Genomic DNA, 24616 nt, shown 5'->3' with positions numbered 1-24616 from the left:
GCTAGGTTAAGAGATAATGTCTTTGACAAGCTTGCCCGCCACGTCGGTGAGCCGGTAGCGCCGGCCCTGGTGCTTGAACACCAGCCGCTCATGGTCCAAGCCCAGCTGATGGAGGATCGTCGCGTGCAGGTCGTGCACATGTACGGGATCTTTGATAATGTTGTATCCGAAATCGTCCGTTTCCCCATATACGAGCCCCGGCTTGATCCCGCCCCCGGCCATCCAGATCGTGAACGCCCGCGGATGGTGGTCGCGGCCGTAGTCCTCTTTCGTGAATTTGCCCTGACAAAAATTCGTCCTGCCAAACTCACCACCCCAAATCACAAGCGTTTCGTCGAGCAAGCCGCGCTGTTTCAGATCGGTGACCAACGCGGCCGATGCCTGGTCCACGTCCATGCATTGCCCCGCTATTTCCTTTGGCAGACTCGCATGCCCGTCCCAACCCTGGTGGTACAGCTGGATAAAGCGCACGCCCTGCTCCGACAGCTTCCGCGCCAGCAGGCAGTTGGCGGCATAGGTGCCCGGTTTGAGGCATTCGGGGCCGTACATTTTCAGCACCGATTCGGGTTCCCGGCTCATATCGGTGATTTCCGGCACGGCCGTTTGCATGCGAAAGGCCATTTCATATTGCTCGATCTTTGCCGTCACCTCCGGGTCGCCGAACTCCTCGAAAGTCCCCTGGTTGAGTTTGGCCAGCTTGTCGAGCATCCGCCGACGCTCCGAGCGGTCCATTCCTTTTGGGTCGCCCAGGTATAGCACCGGGTTTTCGCCGCTGCTGAACTGCACGCCCTGGTGCACGGAGTCGAGGAAACCGTTGGTCCATAATTTGGAATACACCCCCTGCCCATTTCCCTTGCCCCTCGATAGCAATACGCAAAAGCCGGGCAGGTTCTGGTTTTCGCTCCCGAGCCCGTAACTCAGCCATGAGCCCATGCTGGGCCTGTTGCCTACCTGCGCGCCGGTTTGGAAAAAAGTCAGCGCCGGATCGTGGTTGATCGCGTCGGTATTCATGGATTTGATGATGCAAATGTCGTCGACAATGCGGGCGGTATGCGGCAGCAGCTCGCTGACCCACGCGCCTGAGCTGCCATATTGCTTGAAATCGAATATGGAACCGGCCAGCGGGAAACGGGTCTGATTGGAGGTCATGCCGGTAAGCCGCTGCCCGGCCCGGATGGATTCGGGGAGGTCTTCGCCGAACATCTTGTTGAGCAAGGGTTTATGGTCAAAAAGCTCGAATTGCGAAGGGGCTCCATTCTGGAACAGGTAGATGACACGTTTCGCTTTCGGCGCAAAATGCGGCAGGCCCGCGACAATGTCGTTCACACTATTTTCCGCACTGGATTTGAAAAGATCAGGGACGAGCAGCGAACCCAATGCGGCGCTTCCGATGCCCAGGCTCAGTTTGGACAGAAAGTGCCTTCGGTTGGTGTTCATTCCAAAATCAAAAACCGGCTTTTCCATATTTTGTCAGGTATACATTGCGCTGTTTCCTAGAAAATCAGCTTTTGGTTATCGTTTCCTCCATGTTGTAAATCGTGCTGATCACCCGCATCAGCGCGGCAGCCCTCGCCGGATCTATTTTGGGTAAATGCCTGCTATCGCCCACATCCAGCGCAATGCCCGCCTTGTGTCTGTTTTTGGTAAATGCAGCCAATTCTTCCTGGTAGTAGCCCGTCAGCAATTGCATTTCGCCTGCATCCGGCTGCCGGCAAACAATGCGCTGAAATACCTCGCTGATCTGCCGTTCGACCGGCGTCCGGGACGCGCTCAGGCGTTCCGCGAGCACCCGCGAGGCTTCCAGCACCGTGGGGTCGTTCAGCATCACCAGCGCTTGGAGCGGGGTGTTCGTTTTCTGGCGTTTCACCTCACAATGATCGCGGTTACTGGCGTCGAAAATGATCATCGCCGGGGGCGGTAATGTGAGTTTGATAAATGTATATAGTCCCCGGCGGTACAATGCCCCGGCCGTGTCCTGCACATAGCGCGCCAGGCTGCCCCTATTGGCCGTAGTAGCCTCCCAGATGCCTTTGGGCTGATAAGGCTTCACGCTTGGCCCGCCGATTTCCGTGTTCAGCAAACCACTGGTCGACAGCACGATATCCCTTATCGACTCCGCCGGAACGCGGTAGCGCGCCCCCCGGGACAGGTAAATATTTTCCGGGTCCTTCTCCGTCTTTTCCTTCGTCGATCGCGACGACTGCCGGTAAGTGGCCGACATTACCATTTGCTTCACGAGCCTTTTGATATTCCAGCCGTGGTCCATGAAATCGACGGCAAGCCAGTCCAGCAGCGCCGGGTGCGTCGGCAAATCGCCCTGCATGCCAAAGTCGCCCGTGCTCTTTACAAGCCCCCGGCCGAATATCTCCTGCCACACCTGGTTGACGAACACGCGGGCTGTCAGCGGGTTCTGTTTGCTGGTGGTCCATTGCGCCAGGCCTAACCGGTTGCGGGCATACCAGGCCGTATCGAATGGCATCACGGCCGGCAATGCGCTCGCCGTCACCACCTTTCCCGGTGCATCGTATACGCCGCGGTTGAGCACGTGCGTTATCCGCGGCTCATCCCCCTCGCCCATGACCGACACTACGATCCGCGCAGTGTCTTTGCGGTTGATAAAATTCAATAGCTGTTCCGTTTCGCTGCCGGAAATGGTCAGCACAGGCGTTTTCGCCGGTCCGCTGCCCGCACTGCCATCGAAACCTTTTTCTTTGGAAGTATTGAAAAATGCAAAAAGACGGTAGTAATCCTCTTGGGAAATGGGGTCGTACTTGTGGTCGTGGCACTGCGCACACTCGACCGTAAGCCCCAGCAAACCGGAACTGAACGTCTTGGTCTTATCCAGATGGTACTCAACCCGATATTCCTCGGGAATGACGCCGTCTTCTTCCGTGATTTTGTGATTGCGAAGAAATGCCGTGGCCAGTATTTGCTCCTTGCCGGCATTAGGAAGCAGGTCGCCGGCCAGCTGCCAGGTCAGGAACCTGTCGTAAGGCATGTTGGTGTTGAAAGCGTGGATCACCCAGTCGCGCCACGCCCATTGCGTACGCGCGTCGTCGTTCTGGTAGCCATAAGAATCCGCGAACCGGGCCACATCGAGCCAATGGATCGCCATTTTCTCGCCATAGGCTTTTTGCGAGAGCAGTTTATCGACGATTTTCTCGTAGGCGTTACCGGAATGGTCCCCGGCAAATTGCTGCTGCATGTCCAGCGACGGTGCCAGGCCGGTAAGGTCGAGTGCCAGGCGTTTCAGCAATTGCGCTTTTGTAGCTTCCTCGTTGGGCGCGAGGCCTACCTCGTCCATTTTTTCGAGGGTAAAGCGGTCTATTTCGTTTTTACACCAATCTTCGTTACCGACGTCCGGGAGTGCTTCCTTTTTCGGCACGGTAAATGCCCAGTGCTGCTCGTATTTAGCCCCTTGCGAGATCCATTTTTTGATTAACCCTACTTCATTTTCATTCAGCAAACCGAGGTGCGACTCCGGCGTCGGCATCTGGTAACCGGGGTCGGCGGACGTGATCCGCCTGTACACCTCCGAAGCCGCCGGGTTGCCGGGCACGATCGCGAACCGCTCCTTCCCTTCGAGCGGCGCATAGGCACTTTTCGCGAGGTCGAGCCGCAAACCGGCCTCTCTTTTGTTCGCATCCGGACCGTGGCATGCAAAGCATTTGTCGGACAAAATGGGCCTGATCTGATAATTGTAGGAAATGGCTTTCCGGGTGCCGAAACCGCCACCTGCTAGCGAATTCCAGCCCAAACCTGCCGCTAAAATGCCGGCCCCGGCCAGGAGCACATATTTAATAGGAAATGCAGCCTTCATTGCATCAATCGTCATTTCTAAACTGAAAACCGCAGGTCAACACCCAATCCGGGGTCGCCCTACGTATAAGATTGATGCAAATCTATGACTACAAAATGCAATAAATTGATAACCGATTGCGCATTACTGATACTCCGTTTGCATAAAATCGGGCGGTTACCTGGCTACCAGCGGACACGAATCGACGGAAATACCAGCTTTCACTGGTGAGTTACAACTTGCCGCTGGTCCGAATATTTTAGACAGCAATCAATAATTCATTAATTTACAACGCATTACTAACCAACCTTGATCCATGGCATTCGCTATCACCATTTCGCTTATCATCCTCGTGTGGTATTGCGCGAAAGCAGTCCGGGAAAACCCCGAACGCCCCAACTGGAACAAGGCGATCGTTACCGCCCTTTTCTGGCCGTTGTCGCTGTTCATGAAGCGCTACCGGTAGCCGGGGAGAATCGCTTTCGCCTGTTCTTTTATTTCAAAAAACGGTGAGGCATTCCGCCGGGCCGGGACGCTACACCATGAAGAAAACTATCGTAATCGTTCTTTTTCTGGCTTCGATTGGAGCGGGAATCGCCTACATCCTGGTATCCTCGGCTAAAATGGCCGAGGCGAGGCCGCAGGAGCCTGAAACCCCCTACCCTTATCACACCGAAGAGGTCACTTTCCGTAATGACAGCGCGGGAATTACGCTGGCAGGCACTTTGACGCTGTCCGACAAAAAAGGCAGTTTTCCGGCCGTGGTGCTCATTACCGGCAGCGGCCCGCAAAACAGAAACGAAGAGGTTCTCGGCCATAAGCCATTCCTCGTCATCGCGGATTATCTCACCCGCAGAGGCTTCGCGGTGCTGCGGTACGACGACCGGGGCGTCGGAAAATCGACGGGCAAATTCAATAACGCCACCACGGCCGACGTGACCACCGATGCCGAAAGTGCCGTAGCGTATCTGAAAACCCGGCAAGAGATTAATTCCGGCAAAATAGGCCTCGCCGGCCATAGCGAAGGCGGATTGGTGGCAGCGATCGCCGCGTCGCGAACGAAAGACATCGGTTTCATCATCTCGCTCGCAGGGCCGGGCGCGAAAGGTATCGATGTGATCACCCTGCAATCCGAGCTGATCGCGCGGGCCGGCGGCGTGGACGAAGCGGGCATTGCATTAATCAAGCGGGCAAACCGCGAAACTACGGAAATAATCCGCAGCACGCCCGACACGGCCGGGTTGCGCGCCAAACTAATGGCCTATACCAAAGCCAACCTGCATGATTACCCGTTGAAAATGATGTATCCCGGTCAATCAAAGGAGGATTTCTTTAAATTCCAGGTCAATATGCTTTGCTCGCCCTGGTACCGGTACGCCTTCGAGATCGAACCGGCGTCGTATTTTAAGAAGGTCAAATGCCCCGTGCTGGCCCTCAACGGGTCGAAAGATTTGCAGGTAGATGCCAGCCAGAACCTCCCGCCCATTTTGAAAGCGGTCCGAGAAGGCGGGAATGCCAATGTTACGGTAAAAGAACTCCCCGGCTTGAACCACCTCTTCCAGCCATGCAAAACCGGCCATCCGAACGAGTACGGCAAAATTCGCGAAACCTTCTCTCCGACTGCATTGGCGGCGATGGCCGACTGGCTAGCGGCCACTATCGCAGCACCAGCACCGGGTTAAATATGAAGCCTACATCCCCAGCTTCAAAAACAAATCCGCCACCGCCGCCGGCTGCGACAGGAATGGCGAGTGCCCCGCATTCACTTCGTAAACAGCCTTGATACCCGCCGCAGCGATCATCTGGTCCTGCAAGGCCGGCGAGATCACGATGTCCCGGAGCGTTTTAATGTAAGCCTTTTCCACCGACCCGAACGCGCCGCTCGTTACCGTTACTTTGTTCGTAAAGGGGATTGCCGGCTCGGCGCGGTACTGGGCTATTACCTTGTCTTTGGCAGCCTGCGAGCCGTCCGGGATGAACAGATCGGTGAGTTTCTCATTTTTCACGTCGAGCGTGAGCTGATCGGCCGACTGCACCAGGTTGGGGCCGAGCTGTGAACCGGGATCGGCTATTTCCACCAACGCCTGGCCCGAAGTGGGCACAAATGCACCGATGTAGATCAGCTTACGAATACTTGCCGGCACTTTTTCCGCGACATGCGTGACCACCATGCCGCCCATACTGTGGCCAACCAGTATCACCGGCCCGCCCGCCGACGTAATCGATTCTATGACCTTATCCCGGTATACGTCGAGTGACAGCAGGTGCGGAGCCGTTTTGTCGCTGCCGTGGCCAGGCAGTTCCACCAGCATAACTTTATGCCCTTTACTGACGAGCTGGTCGCGAACTTCGTCCCACACGTAAGGCGCCTGCCACGCGCCATGTACTAGCACGTACGTCTGCGCGGGCGCGGGAACATGGTCGTCCTGCGAGCAGGAGGCCATAGCGGAGAGTGCAAGTGCCGCGGATAGCAGCATCAGTCCTGTTTGTATCATTGGATTTGAATTAAAAAACTGAAAGAATAGATTACTGAAAATCAAGCCGTCCGCTCAGGGGCCGGCATATCGAAGCCATTCAGGATCACAGCGATGAGGCTGTACCCCCCCACGAGGAAAAAGAGCTCCGCAACGCCGTCGCGGCCGAGCAGTTTCACGGCGTGGCGGTATGCTGACTCCGGGACAATGCGCCCGTGGACAAGGCATTGGGCAATGGTGTGTGCAATGGCCTCCTCGTCGCTGAGCCCGGAAGGCTGGCCGCCGGCCGCCAGCAACGCGATAATGCCGGGCGGTAAGCCGAACGCCTCGGCCATGATCTCGTGCGCATACAGCTCGAACCGCGCCCCGAACATGCCGCCGACCGTGAGAATAGCCACTTCCCGAACCGTTTTGCCTAGCGTGGCGTGCGTGTCCAGCGTTCGTACAAAGCTCAGGGCCGGTACACCGAACTGCGGGTAATGCAGCATCGGGGCAAATGGCCCAAGCAATGCCCCCTGCTCGTCGATCATCCGTACCTGCCCCTGGCTTCCGGAAACAAGGTTCGCGATTTCGTCGTGCACGAAACGGAGTTCCGGGCCGAGATTTTCCGGATTTAATGGTTGAATGCGCATATGAATCCTTTTTGAATGGGTTAGGAAAGGGCGAATTCCCCGTCGATCAGCACGAATGCCATCCGGCAAAGCTTGTCGGAACGGTTGGCCCAGGCGTGGTTCGTGCCGTTCTGGATCACGATATCGCCCGGGTAAATGGTCGTTTCGGCGCGGTCGAGCACGAGCGTCATCTCGCCCTCGAGCACAATGCCGTAGTCGACCGTCTGCGTGCGGTGCATGAGCGGATGCGGGGCACCGGCGGCCGAGGTAGACGCACGTTCATCGCCCATTGCCCTGAATTTCTCGGCGGCATCGCTGCCGGTAAGCTGGCGGATTTCCTCCCCCTCGGGCGGGAACTCGATGACCCGGATGCGCGTCGCGTTTTTTGGCGGCGGTAGTACCAGCCCCGTTTCGTCGGAGTCGCTGGGCTGCGCGTGGATTTGCGCCGGCGTTTCCAGCGTGTGCCATACTTCGAAAAAAGTGGGCCCGCCGGGGCCGCCTACCAGCTGTGCCCGTACCGGCGGCGCGTCCGACACGACAATAGCTTTCCCGTCGGCATCGTGACCCGTCACAATGCGCCTGAATGTTTTCTGGCTCATAAAAATTATGGAAAATGGTGACTAATACGCTATCGTCCTGCCTGGAACCCGAAGATTTCGTCCAGCTCCACCACATGCACGCCATTCGCAAGCATTTTCGGGGCTTTTGCCAGTTTTCCGGCAAGAATGGCGGTCGGCAGCGGGCGGTACTTGCGGAACAAGCCTATTCCGTTCAAAAAACCAAGCATGGCGGTAGCGACACGCTCCATCGAACGGTCGGTATTTTCGCGCAGCAGCTGCCCCGGCCGGAAAATAATGTACTGGTCGAAGGTCAGGCTGGCGATCTGCTCTTCCAGCTGGCCTTTAATCTTCAAATAGAGCACATTACTTGCCGACGACGCCCCGTACGACGACAGCAGCACCATGCGGGGCACACCGTTGCGCCTTGCTATATGTGCAAATGTGAGCGGTATTTCGTAATCGATCCGCCATTGCTGTTCCTTTGAACCGGCAGCTTTCAGCGTCGTTCCCAGGCACGAAAACCAGACATCCCCCTGAATGTACCCGGCCACCTCGTCGAGTTTGTTGAAATCGATGACGTGCTCTGTCAGTTTGGGATGCACAACGCCCGCCGGGCGGCGCACAAAACTGATCACCTTCGTATACGCCGGATCTTCCAGCAATATATTAACCAGGTCTTTGCCGGTAGCACCGGTTGCACCAATAATCAACGCTCTCATATTTCGACGGGTAATGGTTATGAATAAAGCGACTGTTCGTCCGAGGTGCCTGGTGATATTACAAAGGTCAGCAGCAGGCACGAGCAAAACGATGCATCAGATCACTATTAATTTGTGACAAAAATCACACCGCGCCCGTCGGCCCCGACCATGCCGCTGCCCAAGCTTAGTTCAGGGATCGCCGCCGGTGGGCCGGGTGAATCCGGCTGAGCGTTTCGCGGCTGATACCCAGGTATTCGGCGATGTACTTTTTGGGTATCCGCTTCACAATATCGGGAAAAAGGCTGCCAAATTCTTCATAACGTTCCCGCGGGTTCCTGGAAAGCAGCGAAATAATCCGGTGCTGCTGGGCGGTGTAGCCGCTGGTCACCTTCATCCTGAAAAAGTGCTCCATTTTGTGCAGGTCGGAGGCCAGTTTCTCCCGCGCGAGCAGCGTCAGGCAAAATACCTCCGCCTCTTCCATGCATACGACATTCATGTTCGCCCCGGTCTGGTAAAAAAAAGCATGGTAATCCGAGAGCCAGGAATTTTCGAGGGCAAATTGCAGGATATGCTCCCGCCCGCCGTCGTCGACGTAAAATGCCCGGAAAACGCCGTTCGCGATCCAGTATTCGCAGGCGACCCTGTCACCGGCCTGGATGAGAAACTGGTGTTTCCGTACCCGCTTTTTGGTGAAAAATGTCCGGACGTACTCGAACTCGTCATCGCTGATGGGCGTGATTTCTTCAATGTGTTTTCGCAGATTTTCCATATCGAGGATGTGAGCAGCTAAGCATGAGGCAAAATATTTTCATTCAATAATCAAACATTATACCAGGTATTAAACAGCTAACTATCAATTATTTAACAAAAAACCTATTATTGTTCTAATACGATATTTCGCCATTTCGTGACAGCTTTCAGCGACATGCGATTTTGTCGCTTTCCGTGCTATGAATGCGTTGCAAAAGATTGTAATTTCAATTTGCATTGCCGCTCCGGCAGCACAGCGATCCCTCATACTCAAACGATTAGACCATGATACAAAAAGCGGCAATTTTGCTTGGCCTGCTCATGGCCTGGTTCCTTCCGGCAAGGGCCCAGCGGACCGACGGACACGTCGGCATCGAGCGCTACCCGATCAATGCGCTTCCTTCTTACCTGGCGCAGCTCGGGAGTGCCAAAGCGGATACGTCAAAGGTGGACCTGCTTCTGAAAATCGGGGCCATTTACCATTCAAGTGAAGCAAGAGGATGGCTGGACAGCGCCATTATCTTCGGAAGGCAGGCGGCGGTGCTGAGCAAATCGTTGAACTATACAAACGGCTACAACAATGCATGCTACCTGCTTTGTACGACCTTTTGTAAAAAACGGGACCTGAAAGCGGCATCGCTCGTGCTCCATGACGTGCATGGCGAAATGTCCGTTTGCATCCTGCTCACCCTTGCCGAATATTATATCAATTTTAAGGACGCCACGCCGGACGAGCTCCGTCTCGCCTTGCCCTATCTCAACCAGGCCATCAAGCGGAGCGAAGAGCTGAAATCGAGAAAATGGACGGACAATAGTTTGAGTACCAAAGCAAAATACCACTATCGCGTGGGCGAGATGACGGCAGGCAAGAACCTGTTTATCCAGATCATCCAACATTACAAAGAGGTTGGGAACAAAGAGCGGCAGGCGCATTGGTGGTACGATCTCGGCCTCTACATCCCCGATTCGGATAGCACCTATGCCATCGAGATTTACAGTTTCCAACAGGCAGCGAAGCTATTTAAAGAGATCGGCGATATCGCCTCGTATGCCGAAACGCTCTGGCACGAAGCCTATATCTATGGGTTGAACAACCGGCAGGATCTCGCGGAAAAATTCTATCTGGCCGATCTCGAAACGTTAAAATCGGCGAAGCTCGACGACGAAATCACGGCGAGCTACCAGCGGTTGTCCGGCTTTTACGAGAAGCAGAAAAACTTCGACAAAGCATTGCAATACGCCTTTCTGAGCCTCAAAAACATGCAGGCCCGGAAAGACAGCAGCCAGCTAAGCTCGGTGTACATGACATTGGGCAACATCAACTATGCGCTAAACAACTACCCCGAGAGCGTAAAATATTACAAACTGGTGTACGCCACGACTCCCGTTCACCGGGTATGGACCTTCGATCTGCTGCGATTGCTGACCGACTCCCAGATCAAATCCGGCCAGGCTGCAGAAGGCATTCGCTTTCTCCGTGCGTTTTTGCGGGACAAGGCCCCCAATCAAACCTCCGTGAACAAACAGACGATCGCGCTTGCCTTCGGAAATTGCTACGCGGCCTTAGGCAATTACGCCACCGCCGAAAAGTATTACCTGGAAATGATCCGTCTTAACAGCGCCGCCGAGTATTCCCTTCGGACCACCTCTGGCAAGCTGTACCCCATCACGGGCGCAGAAGCTTTTCTCACGATCGGCCGGTTTTACGCACAGGCGGGCAAATTCACGCAGGCGGGCCCTTACCTTCGGAGCGCCCTGACGGCATGGAACCTGAATGCCGTTTTTGAACGGGATACGCGGCATTTGCTTTTTAAGGTGGATTCCGCGGCGGGCAATTACCTGGGTGCCATCCGGAATTACCAGCGTTTCAAAATGCTGAGCGATTCGGTGGAAGCCATTACGAAAAATAAGGAAGTATCGGTCATGCAAGCCAATTTCAAAGCCGCGCAGAAGGAAAAAGACATCAAGCTGTTGACCAAAGACGCCGCATTGCAAAGGGAAAAGCTGGAACTGGCCGCCCGCACGGAGAAATTTACCTACGGCGGCTTTGCCGTACTGCTTTTCCTGCTGGGGCTTTCATACAGCAGCTACCGCGCCAAACAAAGCAAGAACCGGCAGCTGGAAGAACAGCAAAAGACGATCAGCATCAAAAACTCGTCCCTGATGCAGCTCGTCAATGAAAAGGAATGGCTCCTGCGCGAGGTACATCACCGGGTGAAAAACAATTTGCAGATCGTGATCAGCCTGCTGAACTCGCAATCGGCCTATTTGAAAGAAGAAGTGGCCGTGAACGCGATCGTGGAAAGCCGCCACCGCATTCAGGCGATGTCGATGCTGCACCAGCGCATTTACCAGTCGGAGGATATGACGAGCATCGGTATGACCAGCTACATTCACGAGCTGGTGTCGTATCTCGGGAGCAGTTTCAACACCGGCCGCCGCATCATATTAAATGTATATGTAGAAAAAATAGAGTTGGACCTGTCCCAGGCAGTGCCTATCGGCCTGATTTTGAACGAGGCAATCACCAATTCACTCAAATATGCTTTCCCCGACGACCGGGAAGGCGAAGTAAAAGTCACGTTTGCCAAAGCCGGAGAGGACGAAATCGTGCTCAGCATCCACGACGATGGCATAGGATTTCCACCGGGGTTCGACCTCGGTACCATTAAAACCTTCGGCCTCAAACTGATCAAAGGGCTTACGGAAGACCTCGAAGGGACATTTTTCGTGGAAAGCGGCCCCGGAACGACTTTGCGGGTACTGTTTCCTTTCCGACTCGTCCAGGTCGCGCATCCGGCCGATGCGCCGGTCATGGCCCAGGTATAGCCACGCGCTCAGCCAACGACGAACCGCCAGCTGATGCCAAGCTTTTTCATACGCGATACCAGCGTAGGGGCGGGAATATTCAGGATTTCGGCGGCACCGCCTTTTCCCGATACTTTTCCGTTGCTTTTGGTCAATGCGGCCATGATCATATGCTTTTCGTCGGGTTGGTTTTTGGGGCTGCCGGCCGGCGGGTAATCTGCACGTATATCGTCGTCGGGCAGGTCCACAGACGAGATCACCCCGGACCGCGCCAGGATAATCTGCCGTTCCATCACATTTTCGAGTTCGCGGATATTCCCAGGCCATGCATACCGGACCAGGCGTGCGAGTGCCTGCGGCTCGATACGCCGGGGCAGGGTGCCCATCAGCCGGGCATTCTTTTGCAGGAAATAATCGACCAGCGCAGGGATGTCCTCCGGGCGCTCCCGCAGCGGCGCGAGCGTGATGGAAAACACGTTGATGCGGTAATAGAGGTCGATGCGGAACTTCCCGGCGGCTACTTCCTTGTACAAATTGCGGTTGGTGGCAGTCACAATGCGGATATCGAGCCGGATCGTCGTCCGGCCGCCGATGCGTTCCAATTCTTTTTCCTGGATGACGCGCAGCAGCTTCGTCTGGGTTTCCAGCGGCATTTCCCCGATTTCGTCGAGGAAAATGGTCCCCCCCTGCGCTTGCTCGAATTTACCGATCCGCCTTTCCGAAGCGCCAGAAAATGCCCCTTTTTCATGCCCGAACAGCTCCGACTCAATGAGACCAGGCGGGATGGCGGCGCAATTGACCTTGACCAGCGGCTTGTTTTTCCGTTTGGAAAGCCTGTGTATGGCCCTGGCAATGCCCTCCTTCCCTACTCCCGTTTCTCCCAGGATCAGCACGGAAGTGTCCATCGGCGCCACCTGGCGCACGAGGTCCAGCGCTTCGAGCAATTTGGCACTGTTGCCGATGATCTCGTTGAATTCGCCCGTCGATTCCTTCGTTTTGGAGCCGATGCGCAGGTTTTGCGCCCTGGCCTGCTGCTGATGCAGCGTATGTTGGGCGGCATAATGATGGCGGTAAATGGCAATGTCCAGCGCCAGCAGAATGTCCTGCCGCCTGAAAGGTTTGATCAGAAAGCCGTCCGGCCGCGTCGTCTTCGCCGCTTCGAACGTCAGCGGATCGGAATTGGCAGAAATATAGATAAATGGAATGCCGGCCGCGGTAAGCGCCGGCGCGAGGTCGATGCCGGTTTCCGGGCCTTTCAGGAATATATCGAGCAGCACAATGTCGGGCCGTGCCGTTGTCAAAAATTCCAGGGCACCGGCGACCGATTTCACGATCGCGCAAACGGAATGACCGGCACTTTCGAGGATCAGCTGCAAGTCGTTAGCCTCGATGAACTGGTCTTCAACGATGAATACATTTAGGCCCATAAGCTGGCATTTCTGCGGGATAATGCTTTAAAAATACGCAAATGAAGGGACATTCTTTGCTAAATTGGAAGATTATTGCGTCGACAGGTCACATGGAATTCACTGAAAATTATCCGGAAATTATAGGCAGCTCGCCCGCCATCGCACACCTGCGCGGCCTCATGGCGCAGGTCGCGGGCACGCAAAGCACCGTTCTCCTGCTGGGGGAAACCGGTACCGGCAAAGACCTGGTAGCCAGGGCCATTCACCGCAGCTCACCACGGCGCGACCAGCCCAACATCACCGTCAACTGCGCCGCCCTGCCCGCCGATCTGATTGAAAGCGAGCTGTTTGGCCACGAGAAAGGCAGCTTTACCGGTGCGTCGGAAACGCGGATCGGCAAATGGGAGCTGGCCGATCAGGGGACGCTCTTCCTCGACGAAATCGGCGAAATGCCCCTGGAACTGCAGGCGAAGCTGCTCCGGGCCTTGCAGGAGCGGGAGATCGAGCGGATCGGCGGGAAAGCGGTGATCCCTACCAATGTGCGCGTGATTGCCGCCAGTAATAAGGATTTATCCGCCGAAGTGCAGCACGGCCGGTTCCGCAGCGACCTGTTTTTCCGGCTGAATGTATTTCCCGTCACCATTCCCCCGCTTCGGGAAAGAAAGCAGGACATCAGGGCGCTGGCGGTTTTTTTTATGAAAAAATATGCCGAAAGAATGGGGAGGAAAGCGCCGCGTATAGCCGGTAAGGTGATGCGAAAACTTTTGGCATACAGCTGGCCAGGCAATGTGCGGGAGCTCGAAAATCTCATTGAAAGAAGCCTGCTCATGACGCCAGGACCGGTAATCGACCAACTGTTCCTGTCGCGGCACGACGAATACCTGGGTACGGTCATGACCGGCAACCGGGTGAAAACGATCGACGAAGTGCTCCGCGAGCACATTTTGCAGGTTTTGAAACTGTGCGAGGGCAAGGTCGCCGGCCCGGGAGGTGCAGCGGAAGCATTGCGCGTGCCTCCTACCACGCTGCATTCGATGATCAAAAGGCTTGGCATCCGTAAAGCCTACCCGACTGACCATCAGCCACTCCCCGAATCGTGACCGGTGTGATCGCCGTCACATTTTTAAAGTGATCCGCATCCTTCTCATAGGGCCGTGTCCGTCGTAATTTTGGTATAAAACCAAACCGGCAGCAACGCATCGCCTGCCCGGGACCGCCTTGTAACCCTATCCACGTATCATTATGACAAACCTTACCAAATGGGACGAAATCTCGAAAGAGAAAGCTAAAAAGGGTTTCAGGATACACCTGCTCGTTTTTGTGCTCGTTACGCCTGCCATCTGGCTGGTCTGGTATTTCACCGCCCAGTCATATCCGTGGCCCTTGTGGTCGACCCCGGCCTGGGGCATTGGATTACTCTTCCATTACCTGGGCGTGTATGTTTTTGCAAAGCGGGCTACCTAACGACGCACCACGAACAAGCCCGGCCTGATCTTCCAGCCGGGCTTGTTATGCCGATTTAACGAGCAGTGCTATACGTAAACCTCCGGGCCGCGCCCGTCATTCACTCGCGAGCGAACGGACAGGGTTCATCAATGCGGCCCGAATGGCCTGCATGATGACTGTCGCCGTTACGATGAGTAGTTTGGAGCAAATGGTAAAAAGAAATACACCCGGACCAATCTGCACCCGGTAATCGAAATCGGCGAGCCATTTTTCCATGGCATACCACCCTATCGGCGCCGCGATCACGAATGAAATACCCACCAGTTTGACGAAGTCCCCCGTAAGCATACCCACAATGCCGGGTACCGACGCGCCGAGCACTTTCCTGACGCCGATTTCCTTCATACGCTGCTGCGCGGAGAATGCTGCCAGCCCGAATATGCCGAGGCAGGAAATGAAGATGGCGAGGCCCGTAAAAATGCTCGTCAGCGTGCCGATCAGCTTTTCCCGCGCGAAACGCGCCGCATAGGTATCGTCCGCGAACGAATACGTGAATGGATAACCCGGATCGATCGTTTTAAATATGGATTCCACCGTGCGCAGGTTCTGGTCCAGCGGTTGCGCGGGATTGAGGCGCAGGTTCACCCATTGATGCGGCAGCATGCCACCCGGCCCGGTAATGATGGCCGGCTTCACAGGCGAATAGGGCGATTCATAAATAAAATCCCGCACGACGCCCGTCACATGCCAGTCCGTCTTCTGAAAACGAACGACGGTGCCCACCGGATTTTTCAACCGCATCGCTTTCACGGCCGTTTCGTTCAGCACGATGGCCGTCGAATCGCTGGCATATTTTGAAATATCGATCTCCCGGCCTTCCAGCAACGTCACCCCGCTGGTCCGCACGAAATGCCGGTCCGCACCGAAAAGGTCGAACTCTACATCCTTATCGGTTTCGACGCTGCCCGGAAACTGCACGCCCCATTGGCGGGTGTTCAGGCTCATCGTCGGCCCGAGCGACCGTGTGGCGGACACTACGGCCCCGCTGCCGATCAGCTCGTCGCGCAGCAATGCATAATGTTTTTCGAGGTTGCCGGGCAATGCGGTATAGAGCAGGTTCTCCCGGTTATAGCCGCTATCCCGCTTTTCGGCGTGGTCGATCTGGTTGCGGATGACGAGCGTGGAGATGATCAGGACAATGGCGAATGCGAACTGCAGCACCACCAGGCCCTGCCGCGCGGGTACCACGGCCGGCCCACGCTTGTAGGTACCTTTCAAAACCCTGGCGGGTTGAAAAGCAGAAAGAAAAAAGGCCGGATAACTCCCCGCCAGCAGCCCGGTAACCAGCACGAAGGCCAGGCCCGATGCCCAGAATAACGGGGACCCGAAGTTCGGGTCGATCTGCTTGCCCACCAGGTCGTTGAACAGCGGCGTCACGGCCCAGATTACCGCCACCGCCCACAATCCGGCGATCCCTGCGAGCAGCACCGCTTCGCTGATAAACCGCAGCACGAGCGACCCTTTGGGCGCGCCGGCCACCTTGCGGATACCTACTTCCTTCGCACGCATTGCTCCCCGTGCCGTGCTCAGGTTCACAAAATTGACGCACGCAATGGCCAGGATGAACACGGCGATCACCCCGAACAGCCGGACGGCGATAATGCCGCCGTCCACCAGCTCGCCCTTTTCTATTTTGGAATACAAATGCCATTTGCGGGCCGGATGCAAAAAGATTTCCCGGTTCGAGACATTGTCAATGGCTCCTTTCAAATGGCCGGCCGTCACTTTCCGGATCTTCCGGTTGACCGCCGCCTCCGTGGCGCCTTCGCGCAGCATGACGAATGTCGTGTGGTTATTGGCGGTCCAGTCGCCCGAAGCGTCCGGGCGGAACATGTATTCCCAGGGAACCAGGTAGTCAAGGTCCTGAAACTGGGTGTTTTCCGACATATTATCCATCACTGCCGACACGAGGAAATTATCCCTATGATCGATCTGCACCGTCTTTCCCACGGCATTTTCAGTCCCGAACAAATTCACCGCCAACCGCTTTGAAATAATAATCCCACCCGCCCCTGTGAGCGCCCCACGCTCGCTGCCCGAAAGCAGCCGGACGTCGAACACGCGGAGAAAATCAGGGTCGGTCAATGCGCCTTTTACATTGCTGTTGACCTCGTTCACCGACAGAAGCAGCGTCAGCGGCGCATAACGTGCGGCCAGCTCGATGTCCGGGAATGAGGTTTTCAGCTCGGGCGCCAATGGTGACGGCGTGGTGGGCCAAACGGTTTTTTCGCCGCTGAAAACATCGCGGTTGTATACCTGGTAAATGCGGTCGGCCTGGCTGTATTGCCGATCGAACCGCAGTTCGCTCCGGATCCAGAAAAAGATCATCGCCGACGCCGTCATGCCGACCATCAGTCCGGCGATGTTGATGAATGCATAACCTTTTGCTTTGAGCAGGTTCCGCCAGGAAATGCGGAGATAGTTGTGTAGCATATCGACAGAGAAAGTTTGTTTCGTATATCGGGTTTCTTTGGGCCGCTTTTTGAACAAAAACCGGGCAAAACCGAGCACTTCGAGGAAATAGGCGAGCTGCGCACGGCGCCTTCCCGACCGGACGGCGCGCCTCTGGAAACGCTCTTCCAGGTCGCCCTGCACTTCTTCGAGCCGGGCGGGACTGCAAAACATGCCTAGCAGCCAATCGGCAGGCGCGGGTGGTTTCAGGTGCTTCATATCCCTTGTGTCAGCAGGCTTTTTGACGTAATGGAATCCCAAAGCCGGGCGCGGGTGTCGCGCACGTGCTGCAATGTCTGGTTCCCCAGCACCGTCACGGTAAACAGCCGCTTACGGCGACCGCCCCGTTCCTGGGTAGCTTCGCCGAATGCGGAACTAAGCATGCCCTTTTCTTCGAGCCGCGCCAATGCGGCATGTACCGCGCTGATGCTCACGGACCGGCCTGTCTGCGCGTCCATTTCATCGGTAATGGCCGCCCCGTACGCGCCGGGGTGCAGGATAGCGACCGTCAGCAGCACCAGTTCTTCGAATTCGCCCAGATAGTTTCTTTTCATCGCATTTTATAACTTCAATATTTGTAGACAAAATAGCATGCCAGCTGATCCTAACAATATAATTTATTGAATTTCAAATTTTTATATCAAAACACTCCGATAATCCTGTCCATAAACGAACACCGCCGCCTTGCCAGCGGACAGCCCGAACTGCCGATATTTCTTTGAAACTAACAAATACCCCTTTCCTTCGCGTAAAGCCCGTCCGGCCCCTTCCTGCCAATTTTGCATGGTACAAAAACAGACAAAATCATGGACACAAAACAGGTTTGGCTCGTAACGGGCGCTTCGAAAGGATTAGGATTGGCATTGGTTAAACAGCTCCTCGCGGGTGGGTACCAGGTGGCGGCCACGTCGCGCGATGCGCAGGCGTTGCGGGAAGAGGCCGGTTTTAACGGCGACGCGTTTCTGCCGCTGCAAGTAGAACTCGACAATGACGGTGCGGTGCGCAACGCGATCGGCGAGGTTACCAGCCGGTTCGGCACGATCGATGTCGTTGTGAACAATGCGGGTTACGGGCAGCTGGGGACATTGGAAGAGCTCAGCGACGAAGAAGCGCGGACGAATTTCGAAGTAAATGTATTCGGCACATTGAACGTGATCCGCCACGTCATGCCCGTTTTCCGGGAACAAAAGTCGGGTGCATTTTTCAACATTTCCTCCATCGCCGGATTTATGGGCACCTTTCCGGGCTGGGGCATTTACAATGCGACCAAATTCGCGGTAGCCGGTTTGACGGAGGCACTGTCGGCCGAAACCAAATCGATGGGCGTATCGGCGACGATCGTGTACCCGGGTTATTTCAAAACAAACTTCCTGCTCCAAGGCTCCCTGCGCACGGCGGCGCACCCGATCGCGGCCTATACGGAAGCGCGGGAACTGGAAGTGGTCCACAACGAGCAGATCATCGGCAACCAGCCGGGTGACCCTGAAAAAGGCGCGGCGGCATTGATTCAGGTGGCGGGAATGGCCCAAAAGCCGCTGCATTTGTTCCTGGGGTCCGATTCCTTCGGCATGGCGCACACACAGATCGAAATGCTGCAAAATGATTTGAAAGCATTTGAATCCGTGAGCAAATCCACCGATTTCTGACCTCGGCGGAGCGGCACTTACGCGGTAATTCCTTTACTTTCGGGGCATCATTCAGTAATCAGCAACCGGCAGTCATGGAAAACAGCGGTATACCCAGAATGGAACTTGAAAAATTCGCGGCAGACGGCTACAAGGTACCGCTGCTGAATGTAGAGCACCTGCCGTTGGATGCGAGCTATTTTATCATCGAAAACCGCGACGAATACCCGGTAAAGGACTACATTTCGCCGCATCGCCGGAAATTTTACAAGATATTTCACATGACGGCGGGCACCGGCGGGCTGACCATCGGGCTGCACCGCTACGAAATGGGACCGGACGAAATCGCCTTCCTGCACCCCGACGAGATCATGTCGTGGCAAACGACCTCGGCGGAAACAGGCGGGCATTTCTGCCTCATCCACCCGGATTACTTCGGACACGAAGCCGACCATGTGTTACAGCTTTTCCGCCAATACCCCTATTTCCAGCCCGATAAGGCCGTGATCCGGTTGGAGCCGGAGCAGTCGGCGAGGATCAACGGCTTTTTCGGGACGATGTTCCGGGAGGACCGCGGCTACCACGACGATAAGAAGCAGGCGATCATGCTGCAACTGCAAATGCTGCTGCTCGAAAGCCGGCGGGCCGGAAAAAACAGGGCCGAAATGCCCGTTTCAGAAGGTTATGGGCATATTTACAGGTTTCTGTCGCTGCTGGAATCGTCGTTCCAGGTGCAAAACCGCGATAGCATGGTGAAGCTCAAAACCGCCGCCGAATTCGCCGACCAGCTGCATGTCCATCCCAACTACCTAAACGCGCTTATCAGGAACCACACCGGCAAGACGCTGCGCGAACACATCCAGGACCGCCTCCTGCACGAAGCGAAGTCCCTGCTTGTCCAAACGGACTGGGAGATCAACGAGATCAGTAACGGCCTCGGCTTTTCGGGCCAGGCGGCGTTCACAACGTTTTTCCGTAAAAAAGTGAACGTGTCGCCGTCGCTATTCAGGAAGAATGCCTGCGCGTGAGCACTTCCATTGTTTTGCCAAGTTCCGTCACTTCCGGGACGGCTTTTTCCTCTGCTTGCCAAACCAGACGATAAACCCGGTCACGGGCAGCGTCGCGCAGATGAAGCTCGCGAAAAAGTAGACCCATTTGGTCAAAGTCCCGCCGATTGCGCCGACGTGCAGCGCATAATTGGAGCGGCGCATCCACCCGGCAGGGGTATCCTCCGCGACTTTCGTTTGCGACGACGATAGCAGGGCCAATGTGTTCCGGTCGAAATTCAGTTCGCGCCAGGAGCCGTGGTGCATGTCCGTGCAGGCGTAAATAGATTTGGCGTCGTCTTTCGGGAAATGGATACTGATCTGGTCGCGGTTGTATTCGCCCATTTCCGTCGTTACGAGTTTGAATATCATATCTACCCTGCCCTCAATCGTAGCGGGAACGGCCTCCGGACCGGGCTGGATAGCGGAGATTTCCTTGCTCCGCGGCTTTGCACCCAGCATTTGCATCACGGTTTTGTTCACAAACTGAAAGCCCATGATCAGGCCGGTAAGCGTCATAATGAGCGCGATCAGCAGTGAGTAGAAGCCCAGTACATTGTGCAGGTCGTAATTGACACGTTTGAATTTTGCTTTCCATTGAATGGTCAATGCCTGCTTCATTTCGCGGGCATTCCATTTTTTGGGCCACCAGAGCACAATGCCGGTGATAGTGAGTATCAAAAACACGGCGGTTACCCAGCTCACGACCTGATGCCCGATTTCGCGCGGCAACCAAAGATTGGTATGCCCTTCTTCAATAAAATGGAACACGTCTTCGTGGTCCTGCATGGCAAGCAGTTTGCCGGTGTAAGGATTGGCAAAAAGGAGCGAATTGGAATTGTCCGGCGTGATTTTCACCGCTTTGCCTTCGCCGTAATACCACAGGCGGCGTATCTGCATGCCGGGCAGCTGCGCCACGACTTTCTCCCGCAATGCCGACGGCGGCAGCGGCTGTCCGCCTGCCGGGATTTCCACATTCCACCATGAGCGCGACATGGCCGTAATCTCCGGCTCGAACACCAGCAGGCAGCCCGTGAGGCAGATAATGATCACCGGAATGCCGGCCGCGATGCCGATCCATAGGTGGAACCAGTCGTTGAACCGCCGCAGCCACGAGGGCCGGGATCTGGCGGTACGTTTCTTCTCTTTCAACCCGATCGTCTTTTCCATAGTCATATCAGTTCATGCGTAAAAAAGCCATTGTGCAGTCCCGCAGCGGGCATGCACAATGGCTGCATCCGGATGGGTTATTTCAACTTGTCGATGCGGGAGAACGACGTGTAGCCGCCCTGCAATTCCAGGCCTTTGGTAACCTTGTCGGTAGCGGAATCGTAGATCCAGATGTAATCCGTGCCCTGGCCCGACAATGAGGCAATGTATGCCTTACCGTTTTCCACGAACACGTTTCTTTCGCTGCCCAGGCCTTCGGGAACCTCGTCGAGCTTGCGGAACTCCTTGCCGGTGGCGATGTTGATGATCGCGAACTTGTTTTTGGCCGTCGTACTGTTGTCGGTCGTCATGTATTTAATGATAGCCTTGCCGTTACCGAGGTCCATCAGTACGCCCGAAGCCGGTGTGAAACCGATTTCCGCCTGCACATCCATATAATAGGTCGGATCGAGTTCGTCGGACCCTTTTTTGATGCGGTAAATGCTTTTCTTCGTGTTCACGCCGCCCGAAATACCGTTCCAGCTCGTGAGGAAGTACATATCACCCGCCTGGTCTACGAACGACGTCGTGAAATAGCCCGAGGTGTTACCCAGACCCGCCGTGCGCGTGTCGGTCGATACTTTCGTCACCGCGAAATCGGGGTAAGAGACCGCAAGTGTATTCAAGCGCTTGAACAAGGTAAAATCCGAGCCGTTGTAGTTGATCACGGAGAAAAACAGCTTGCCGTCCTTATACTGAATGTCCCCTCCCACGCGGTAAAGCGGGTGCGTTTCGGGCGCGGCAGGCAGGCCGCTCACGGTTCCGGCTTTGGTAATGGTCATCGCGTTGGTGTTGACGATCACGTAGTTCACCGCTTTCGCGCCGGTTACGCCTCCGATCATCACCAGCGTGTTATCGTCGATCCAGGTATGCCCGGCCAGCGAGAGGAACTGTGTGAAAGGAAACTCCTTCACGACCGACACGGCGCCGTTTTCGATCTTGTATTTCCCGAATTTACCTTCGGTGGTGTTGTAGTAATAATAAAATCTGCCTTTGGAAATCACGGAGTTATTGAGCAGCGTCGTCACATCCACCCCGTTTCCTTCAAGCTTCACGGCCCCTTCCGACAGGCTGGCCACATTCATAATGTAATAATTGGTATTCGGCCAGCTTCCCAGCTGCGCCCAGATGGCAAATGAAGCGGCCTCGGGTTCAGGGTTTACAATATCTTTCTCGTCGTTGTCGCTGCATGAAACCGAGCCGAGGGCGAGCAATACAGCCCCGAAAAGGAGCTTGCGTAATTTGAACATGATAATTATCGGGATTTAATTGAATTACAATGATTTAAATGAGGAACATCCGGAGTTTCAGGAACATCGCCCGGCCCGGCTTCTGCAAGCGGAAATTGTCGTATACGAGTTCATTCGTCAGGTTCCGGCATTCGAGCGACGCATTGTAGCGGCCTTTTTGCATGGAGTAGGAAAGCATGACATTGTGTACCAGCTGCTTGGGAATGGTTGCCAGCGAGTTGGCCGTCGCGAAGCCCTCCCATGAGCGGTAGTACCAGTGCGTGTATTGCGTGCTCCACGTGAACTGCACCCGCGCGCCCTGTGCATTGCGCAGATTTTTGCCCAGCCCCAGGTCGAGGTTACCGAACAGCCACGGCTGGTTGGGGATGCGGTTGCGGTAAGTAGCCGATACCGCGCCGCTGCCGCTGTTATTCACGTATTTGGTATTGTCGAGCGCATGCTGGTAAGTCACGTTCAGCATCGCATTGAAGAGGTTGCCGTAGTTGTACCTGGCCTCCGCGTCGATCCCCCGCACGAGCACATTCGAGAGGTTCTGGTATTGCAGCTGGTTGTTATCGTATTGATTGGCATAAATAAAGCCCTTGGCGCTGCGGTAGAATGCGGATGCTTCGATAAACCAGTCCTGCCGGCCGCTGCGGGCGCCATAAAACCCGCCGATATTCACATTATCGCTCGCTTCGGGTTTCAGGTCCATGTTGTTCAACACCTGGTAGCCGTCGCCGTACACCTCGTTCACATCCTGCAAACGGTAGGTATGCTCAAAAGAGGCCTTCACCCCGCTATTGTCGTCGAGCTTGTATACCGACGCCAGTCCGTAGCCGAAATAATCCTGAAAATTGTGCATCAGCACGATCTTCGACAGGCCGTAATCGTACTGCCGCTTGTTCATGGCAATGCCGTAGTATTTGCCCATGAACGTGTTGGTCCAGTTCTGGAAAAGCCGCCATTGGTAGGCCGCGCCTACTATGTGCTTACCGAGCTTTCCGGGCATATCGTCGCCCGACGAGGTAAGGCGGTTATAAGTCTGATTTTCGACCTGGTCGAACGTGTAGTTGACGTTCAGGTCGTGGTTTTCGGCCAAATGATAGTTCCCGTTGAACCGCACAAAAATGCGCGGGCGGTTCACCTGGGTTAGCCTGAGGCTTCCGGTTTCGGGGTTACCCGGCACGTAGGAGCCGTCCCAGCTGTATTTACGCAGCGTCGTGTCCGAAAGCACATATTCGTCGTAAGCATAGGTACCATACAGCCCGATGCTCAGGCGGTTGTTGAGCAGGCTGTCCTTTTTGTAGCGAAGGCTCACGTTTTTGCCGGTACCGTCCTTCAACACGCCGCCATACACAATGCTTTGGCGCACACCGGTTTGCACCTGCTTGTCGTAGGTCGTGTACCCGACGCCGAGGAAGAGCACGTCGGCCCATTTTTTATTCACCAGCCCTACTTCCAGCTGCCCCATGAGCGACTGGTAACGGTCGTGAAAGCGGCGGAAATCACGGAGCACGTATGCATATTGTTCGGCATCCCAGATCTCCACGCCGCGCATGAGGTAGTTGTTTTTGGAATAATTGAAAAACGTACTGCCTTTGATGACCAGCCCGGCCGGCTTGTACACATATTGCCCCGTCAGCGCCGACTGGTGGGTTCGAAACGAACCATAGCTATGGCTCACATCCAGGTAGTTATCCAGCGATTTATTGGTAACGATGTTCACCGAGCCGCCCAATGCGTCCGAACCGAGCTCCACGGGCGCTACGCCTTTATACACCTCGATGCGCTGCGCGAGGTTAACGGGGATGTTGTTGAGGTTCATGGCGCTGCCGAGAATGTCGAGCGGCACGCCGTCGAGGAAAAGCTTCACCGATTTCCCGGAAAGCCCGTTGATGGAAAATTCGAAATCCGAGCCTACCCCGCCCTGTTCCCGCATTTTGATACCCGTGCTGCGGTTGAGGACCTGGCCGAGGTCGATGGTCGTGTTGGCGATCTTCCTCGTGTCGATGGCATTGACCGAAAAGCCCTGCTCCCGCAGCTGCTGCGCCTCGCCCTTGCCGCGCACGGTCACCTCGTTGAAATCAATACTGGTGGATTCGAGCACGATTTGCGGGGAGATGGCTTCACTGCCGGCCTGGACGCGCACCTTCTCTTCGACCGTTTTGAAACCTACGCTGGAAATGACGAGGGTAAATGTGCCCGGTCTGGCGAATTGCAGTGTAAAGCGGCCGTCGTTTTCCGTTTTGGTGCCCAAAGCGAGGCCTTTTACGGCCACCGTAACGCCTTCGAGCGGCACGTTCTCCGCATTGTAAACGCTTCCGCTAACGGTGATGCGTTTTTGCGCCTGGACGCACAGCGAGATCAGGAGAAATGTAAAAATGTGGAAGAGGGTGCTTTTTTTATACATGCTACAAACCAAAGTTGCCTGTCAG

The 24616-nt window shown here is 55.4% G+C and carries 20 protein-coding genes; 7 read left to right on the top strand and 13 right to left on the bottom strand.

What is annotated here, in order from left to right; genetic code table 11:
• Positions 1-6: 6 nt before the first annotated feature.
• Together H144_RS0114025 and H144_RS0114020 are read right to left on the bottom strand one after the other, a co-directional pair.
• Complete coding sequence (locus H144_RS0114025; RefSeq protein WP_019942705.1) at positions 7-1464, bottom strand: DUF1501 domain-containing protein; 1458 nt, start codon at positions 1462-1464, stop codon at positions 7-9.
• Positions 1465-1501: 37 nt separating this feature from the next.
• The gene (locus tag H144_RS0114020) at positions 1502-3820 is read right to left on the bottom strand and encodes a PSD1 and planctomycete cytochrome C domain-containing protein (protein ID WP_033402769.1); all 2319 of its coding nucleotides are present in this window, start codon (positions 3818-3820) and stop codon (positions 1502-1504) included.
• Between the two features lie 295 nt (positions 3821-4115).
• Between H144_RS0114020 and H144_RS34595 the strand changes: the two genes are divergently transcribed.
• Both H144_RS34595 and H144_RS0114010 read left to right on the top strand, forming a co-directional pair.
• The gene (locus tag H144_RS34595) at positions 4116-4265 is read left to right on the top strand and encodes a hypothetical protein (protein WP_019942703.1); all 150 of its coding nucleotides are present in this window, start codon (positions 4116-4118) and stop codon (positions 4263-4265) included.
• A gap of 76 nt (positions 4266-4341) precedes the next feature.
• Positions 4342-5481 (top strand): alpha/beta hydrolase family protein, encoded by a 1140-nt coding sequence (locus tag H144_RS0114010; protein WP_019942702.1) that lies wholly within the window; start codon positions 4342-4344, stop codon positions 5479-5481.
• A 9-nt stretch (positions 5482-5490) separates the two neighbouring features.
• On the opposite strand, the gene H144_RS0114005 is transcribed toward H144_RS0114010, so the two are convergent.
• From H144_RS0114005 to H144_RS0113985, 5 genes are all read right to left on the bottom strand, one after another.
• Positions 5491-6294: an alpha/beta fold hydrolase gene (locus tag H144_RS0114005; RefSeq protein ID WP_157504716.1), complete on the bottom strand. Its 804-nt coding sequence runs from the start codon at positions 6292-6294 to the stop codon at positions 5491-5493.
• A gap of 41 nt (positions 6295-6335) precedes the next feature.
• On the bottom strand, positions 6336-6905 hold the full coding sequence (locus tag H144_RS0114000; RefSeq protein ID WP_019942700.1) for a carboxymuconolactone decarboxylase family protein: 570 nt from the start codon (positions 6903-6905) through the stop codon (positions 6336-6338).
• A 20-nt stretch (positions 6906-6925) separates the two neighbouring features.
• Entirely contained in the window at positions 6926-7483 is a 558-nt protein-coding gene (locus tag H144_RS0113995; protein ID WP_019942699.1) for a cupin domain-containing protein, read from the bottom strand.
• Positions 7484-7512: 29 nt separating this feature from the next.
• The gene (locus H144_RS0113990; protein WP_019942698.1) at positions 7513-8163 is read right to left on the bottom strand and encodes an NAD(P)H-binding protein; all 651 of its coding nucleotides are present in this window, start codon (positions 8161-8163) and stop codon (positions 7513-7515) included.
• A gap of 166 nt (positions 8164-8329) precedes the next feature.
• Positions 8330-8914 carry a Crp/Fnr family transcriptional regulator gene (locus H144_RS0113985; protein ID WP_019942697.1) on the bottom strand — a complete coding sequence of 195 codons (585 nt, stop codon included), beginning with the start codon at positions 8912-8914 and terminating at the stop codon, positions 8330-8332.
• Between the two features lie 266 nt (positions 8915-9180).
• On the opposite strand from H144_RS0113985, the gene H144_RS0113980 reads away from it, so the two are divergent.
• A complete protein-coding gene (locus tag H144_RS0113980) occupies positions 9181-11724 on the top strand; it encodes a tetratricopeptide repeat-containing sensor histidine kinase (protein ID WP_019942696.1) in 2544 nt (847 codons plus the stop codon).
• 8 nt (positions 11725-11732) lie between these two features.
• Here H144_RS0113980 and H144_RS0113975 read toward each other — a convergent pair whose 3' ends face one another.
• The gene (locus H144_RS0113975) at positions 11733-13130 is read right to left on the bottom strand and encodes a sigma-54-dependent transcriptional regulator (protein ID WP_019942695.1); all 1398 of its coding nucleotides are present in this window, start codon (positions 13128-13130) and stop codon (positions 11733-11735) included.
• 92 nt (positions 13131-13222) lie between these two features.
• On the opposite strand from H144_RS0113975, the gene H144_RS31815 reads away from it, so the two are divergent.
• Together H144_RS31815 and H144_RS31810 are read left to right on the top strand one after the other, a co-directional pair.
• The gene (locus H144_RS31815) at positions 13223-14212 is read left to right on the top strand and encodes a sigma-54 interaction domain-containing protein (protein WP_019942694.1); all 990 of its coding nucleotides are present in this window, start codon (positions 13223-13225) and stop codon (positions 14210-14212) included.
• Between the two features lie 142 nt (positions 14213-14354).
• A complete protein-coding gene (locus H144_RS31810) occupies positions 14355-14576 on the top strand; it encodes a 2TM domain-containing protein (RefSeq protein ID WP_019942693.1) in 222 nt (73 codons plus the stop codon).
• 96 nt (positions 14577-14672) lie between these two features.
• Here the strand turns inward: H144_RS31810 and H144_RS0113960 are convergent, their stop codons facing one another.
• Positions 14673-17288 carry an ABC transporter permease gene (locus tag H144_RS0113960; RefSeq protein ID WP_019942692.1) on the bottom strand — a complete coding sequence of 872 codons (2616 nt, stop codon included), beginning with the start codon at positions 17286-17288 and terminating at the stop codon, positions 14673-14675.
• The gene (locus H144_RS0113955) at positions 17285-17623 is read right to left on the bottom strand and encodes a PadR family transcriptional regulator (RefSeq protein WP_019942691.1); all 339 of its coding nucleotides are present in this window, start codon (positions 17621-17623) and stop codon (positions 17285-17287) included. The genes H144_RS0113960 and H144_RS0113955 overlap by 4 nt, the downstream gene beginning before the upstream one ends.
• Before the next feature lie 252 nt (positions 17624-17875).
• Here H144_RS0113955 and H144_RS0113945 point away from each other — a divergent pair, with 252 nt between their 5' ends.
• Positions 17876-18715 carry an SDR family NAD(P)-dependent oxidoreductase gene (locus H144_RS0113945; RefSeq protein WP_019942689.1) on the top strand — a complete coding sequence of 280 codons (840 nt, stop codon included), beginning with the start codon at positions 17876-17878 and terminating at the stop codon, positions 18713-18715.
• A gap of 98 nt (positions 18716-18813) precedes the next feature.
• On the top strand, positions 18814-19722 hold the full coding sequence (locus H144_RS0113940) for a helix-turn-helix domain-containing protein (protein WP_211220690.1): 909 nt from the start codon (positions 18814-18816) through the stop codon (positions 19720-19722).
• 27 nt (positions 19723-19749) lie between these two features.
• On the opposite strand, the gene H144_RS0113935 is transcribed toward H144_RS0113940, so the two are convergent.
• From H144_RS0113935 to H144_RS0113925, 3 genes are all read right to left on the bottom strand, one after another.
• A complete protein-coding gene (locus H144_RS0113935) occupies positions 19750-20910 on the bottom strand; it encodes a PepSY-associated TM helix domain-containing protein (RefSeq protein ID WP_019942687.1) in 1161 nt (386 codons plus the stop codon).
• Positions 20911-20987: 77 nt separating this feature from the next.
• A complete protein-coding gene (locus H144_RS0113930; protein WP_019942686.1) occupies positions 20988-22199 on the bottom strand; it encodes a DUF4374 domain-containing protein in 1212 nt (403 codons plus the stop codon).
• A 34-nt stretch (positions 22200-22233) separates the two neighbouring features.
• Positions 22234-24591, bottom strand: coding sequence for a TonB-dependent receptor (locus tag H144_RS0113925; RefSeq protein WP_019942685.1), 2358 nt, complete (start codon positions 24589-24591; stop codon positions 22234-22236).
• Positions 24592-24616: the final 25 nt, after the last annotated feature.

The organism is Dyadobacter beijingensis DSM 21582, assembly GCF_000382205.1.
Lineage (GTDB): Bacteria > Bacteroidota > Bacteroidia > Cytophagales > Spirosomataceae > Dyadobacter > Dyadobacter beijingensis.
Note: the sequence above shows the minus strand (reverse complement) of the source record. Positions and strands in the feature narration are given on the sequence as shown.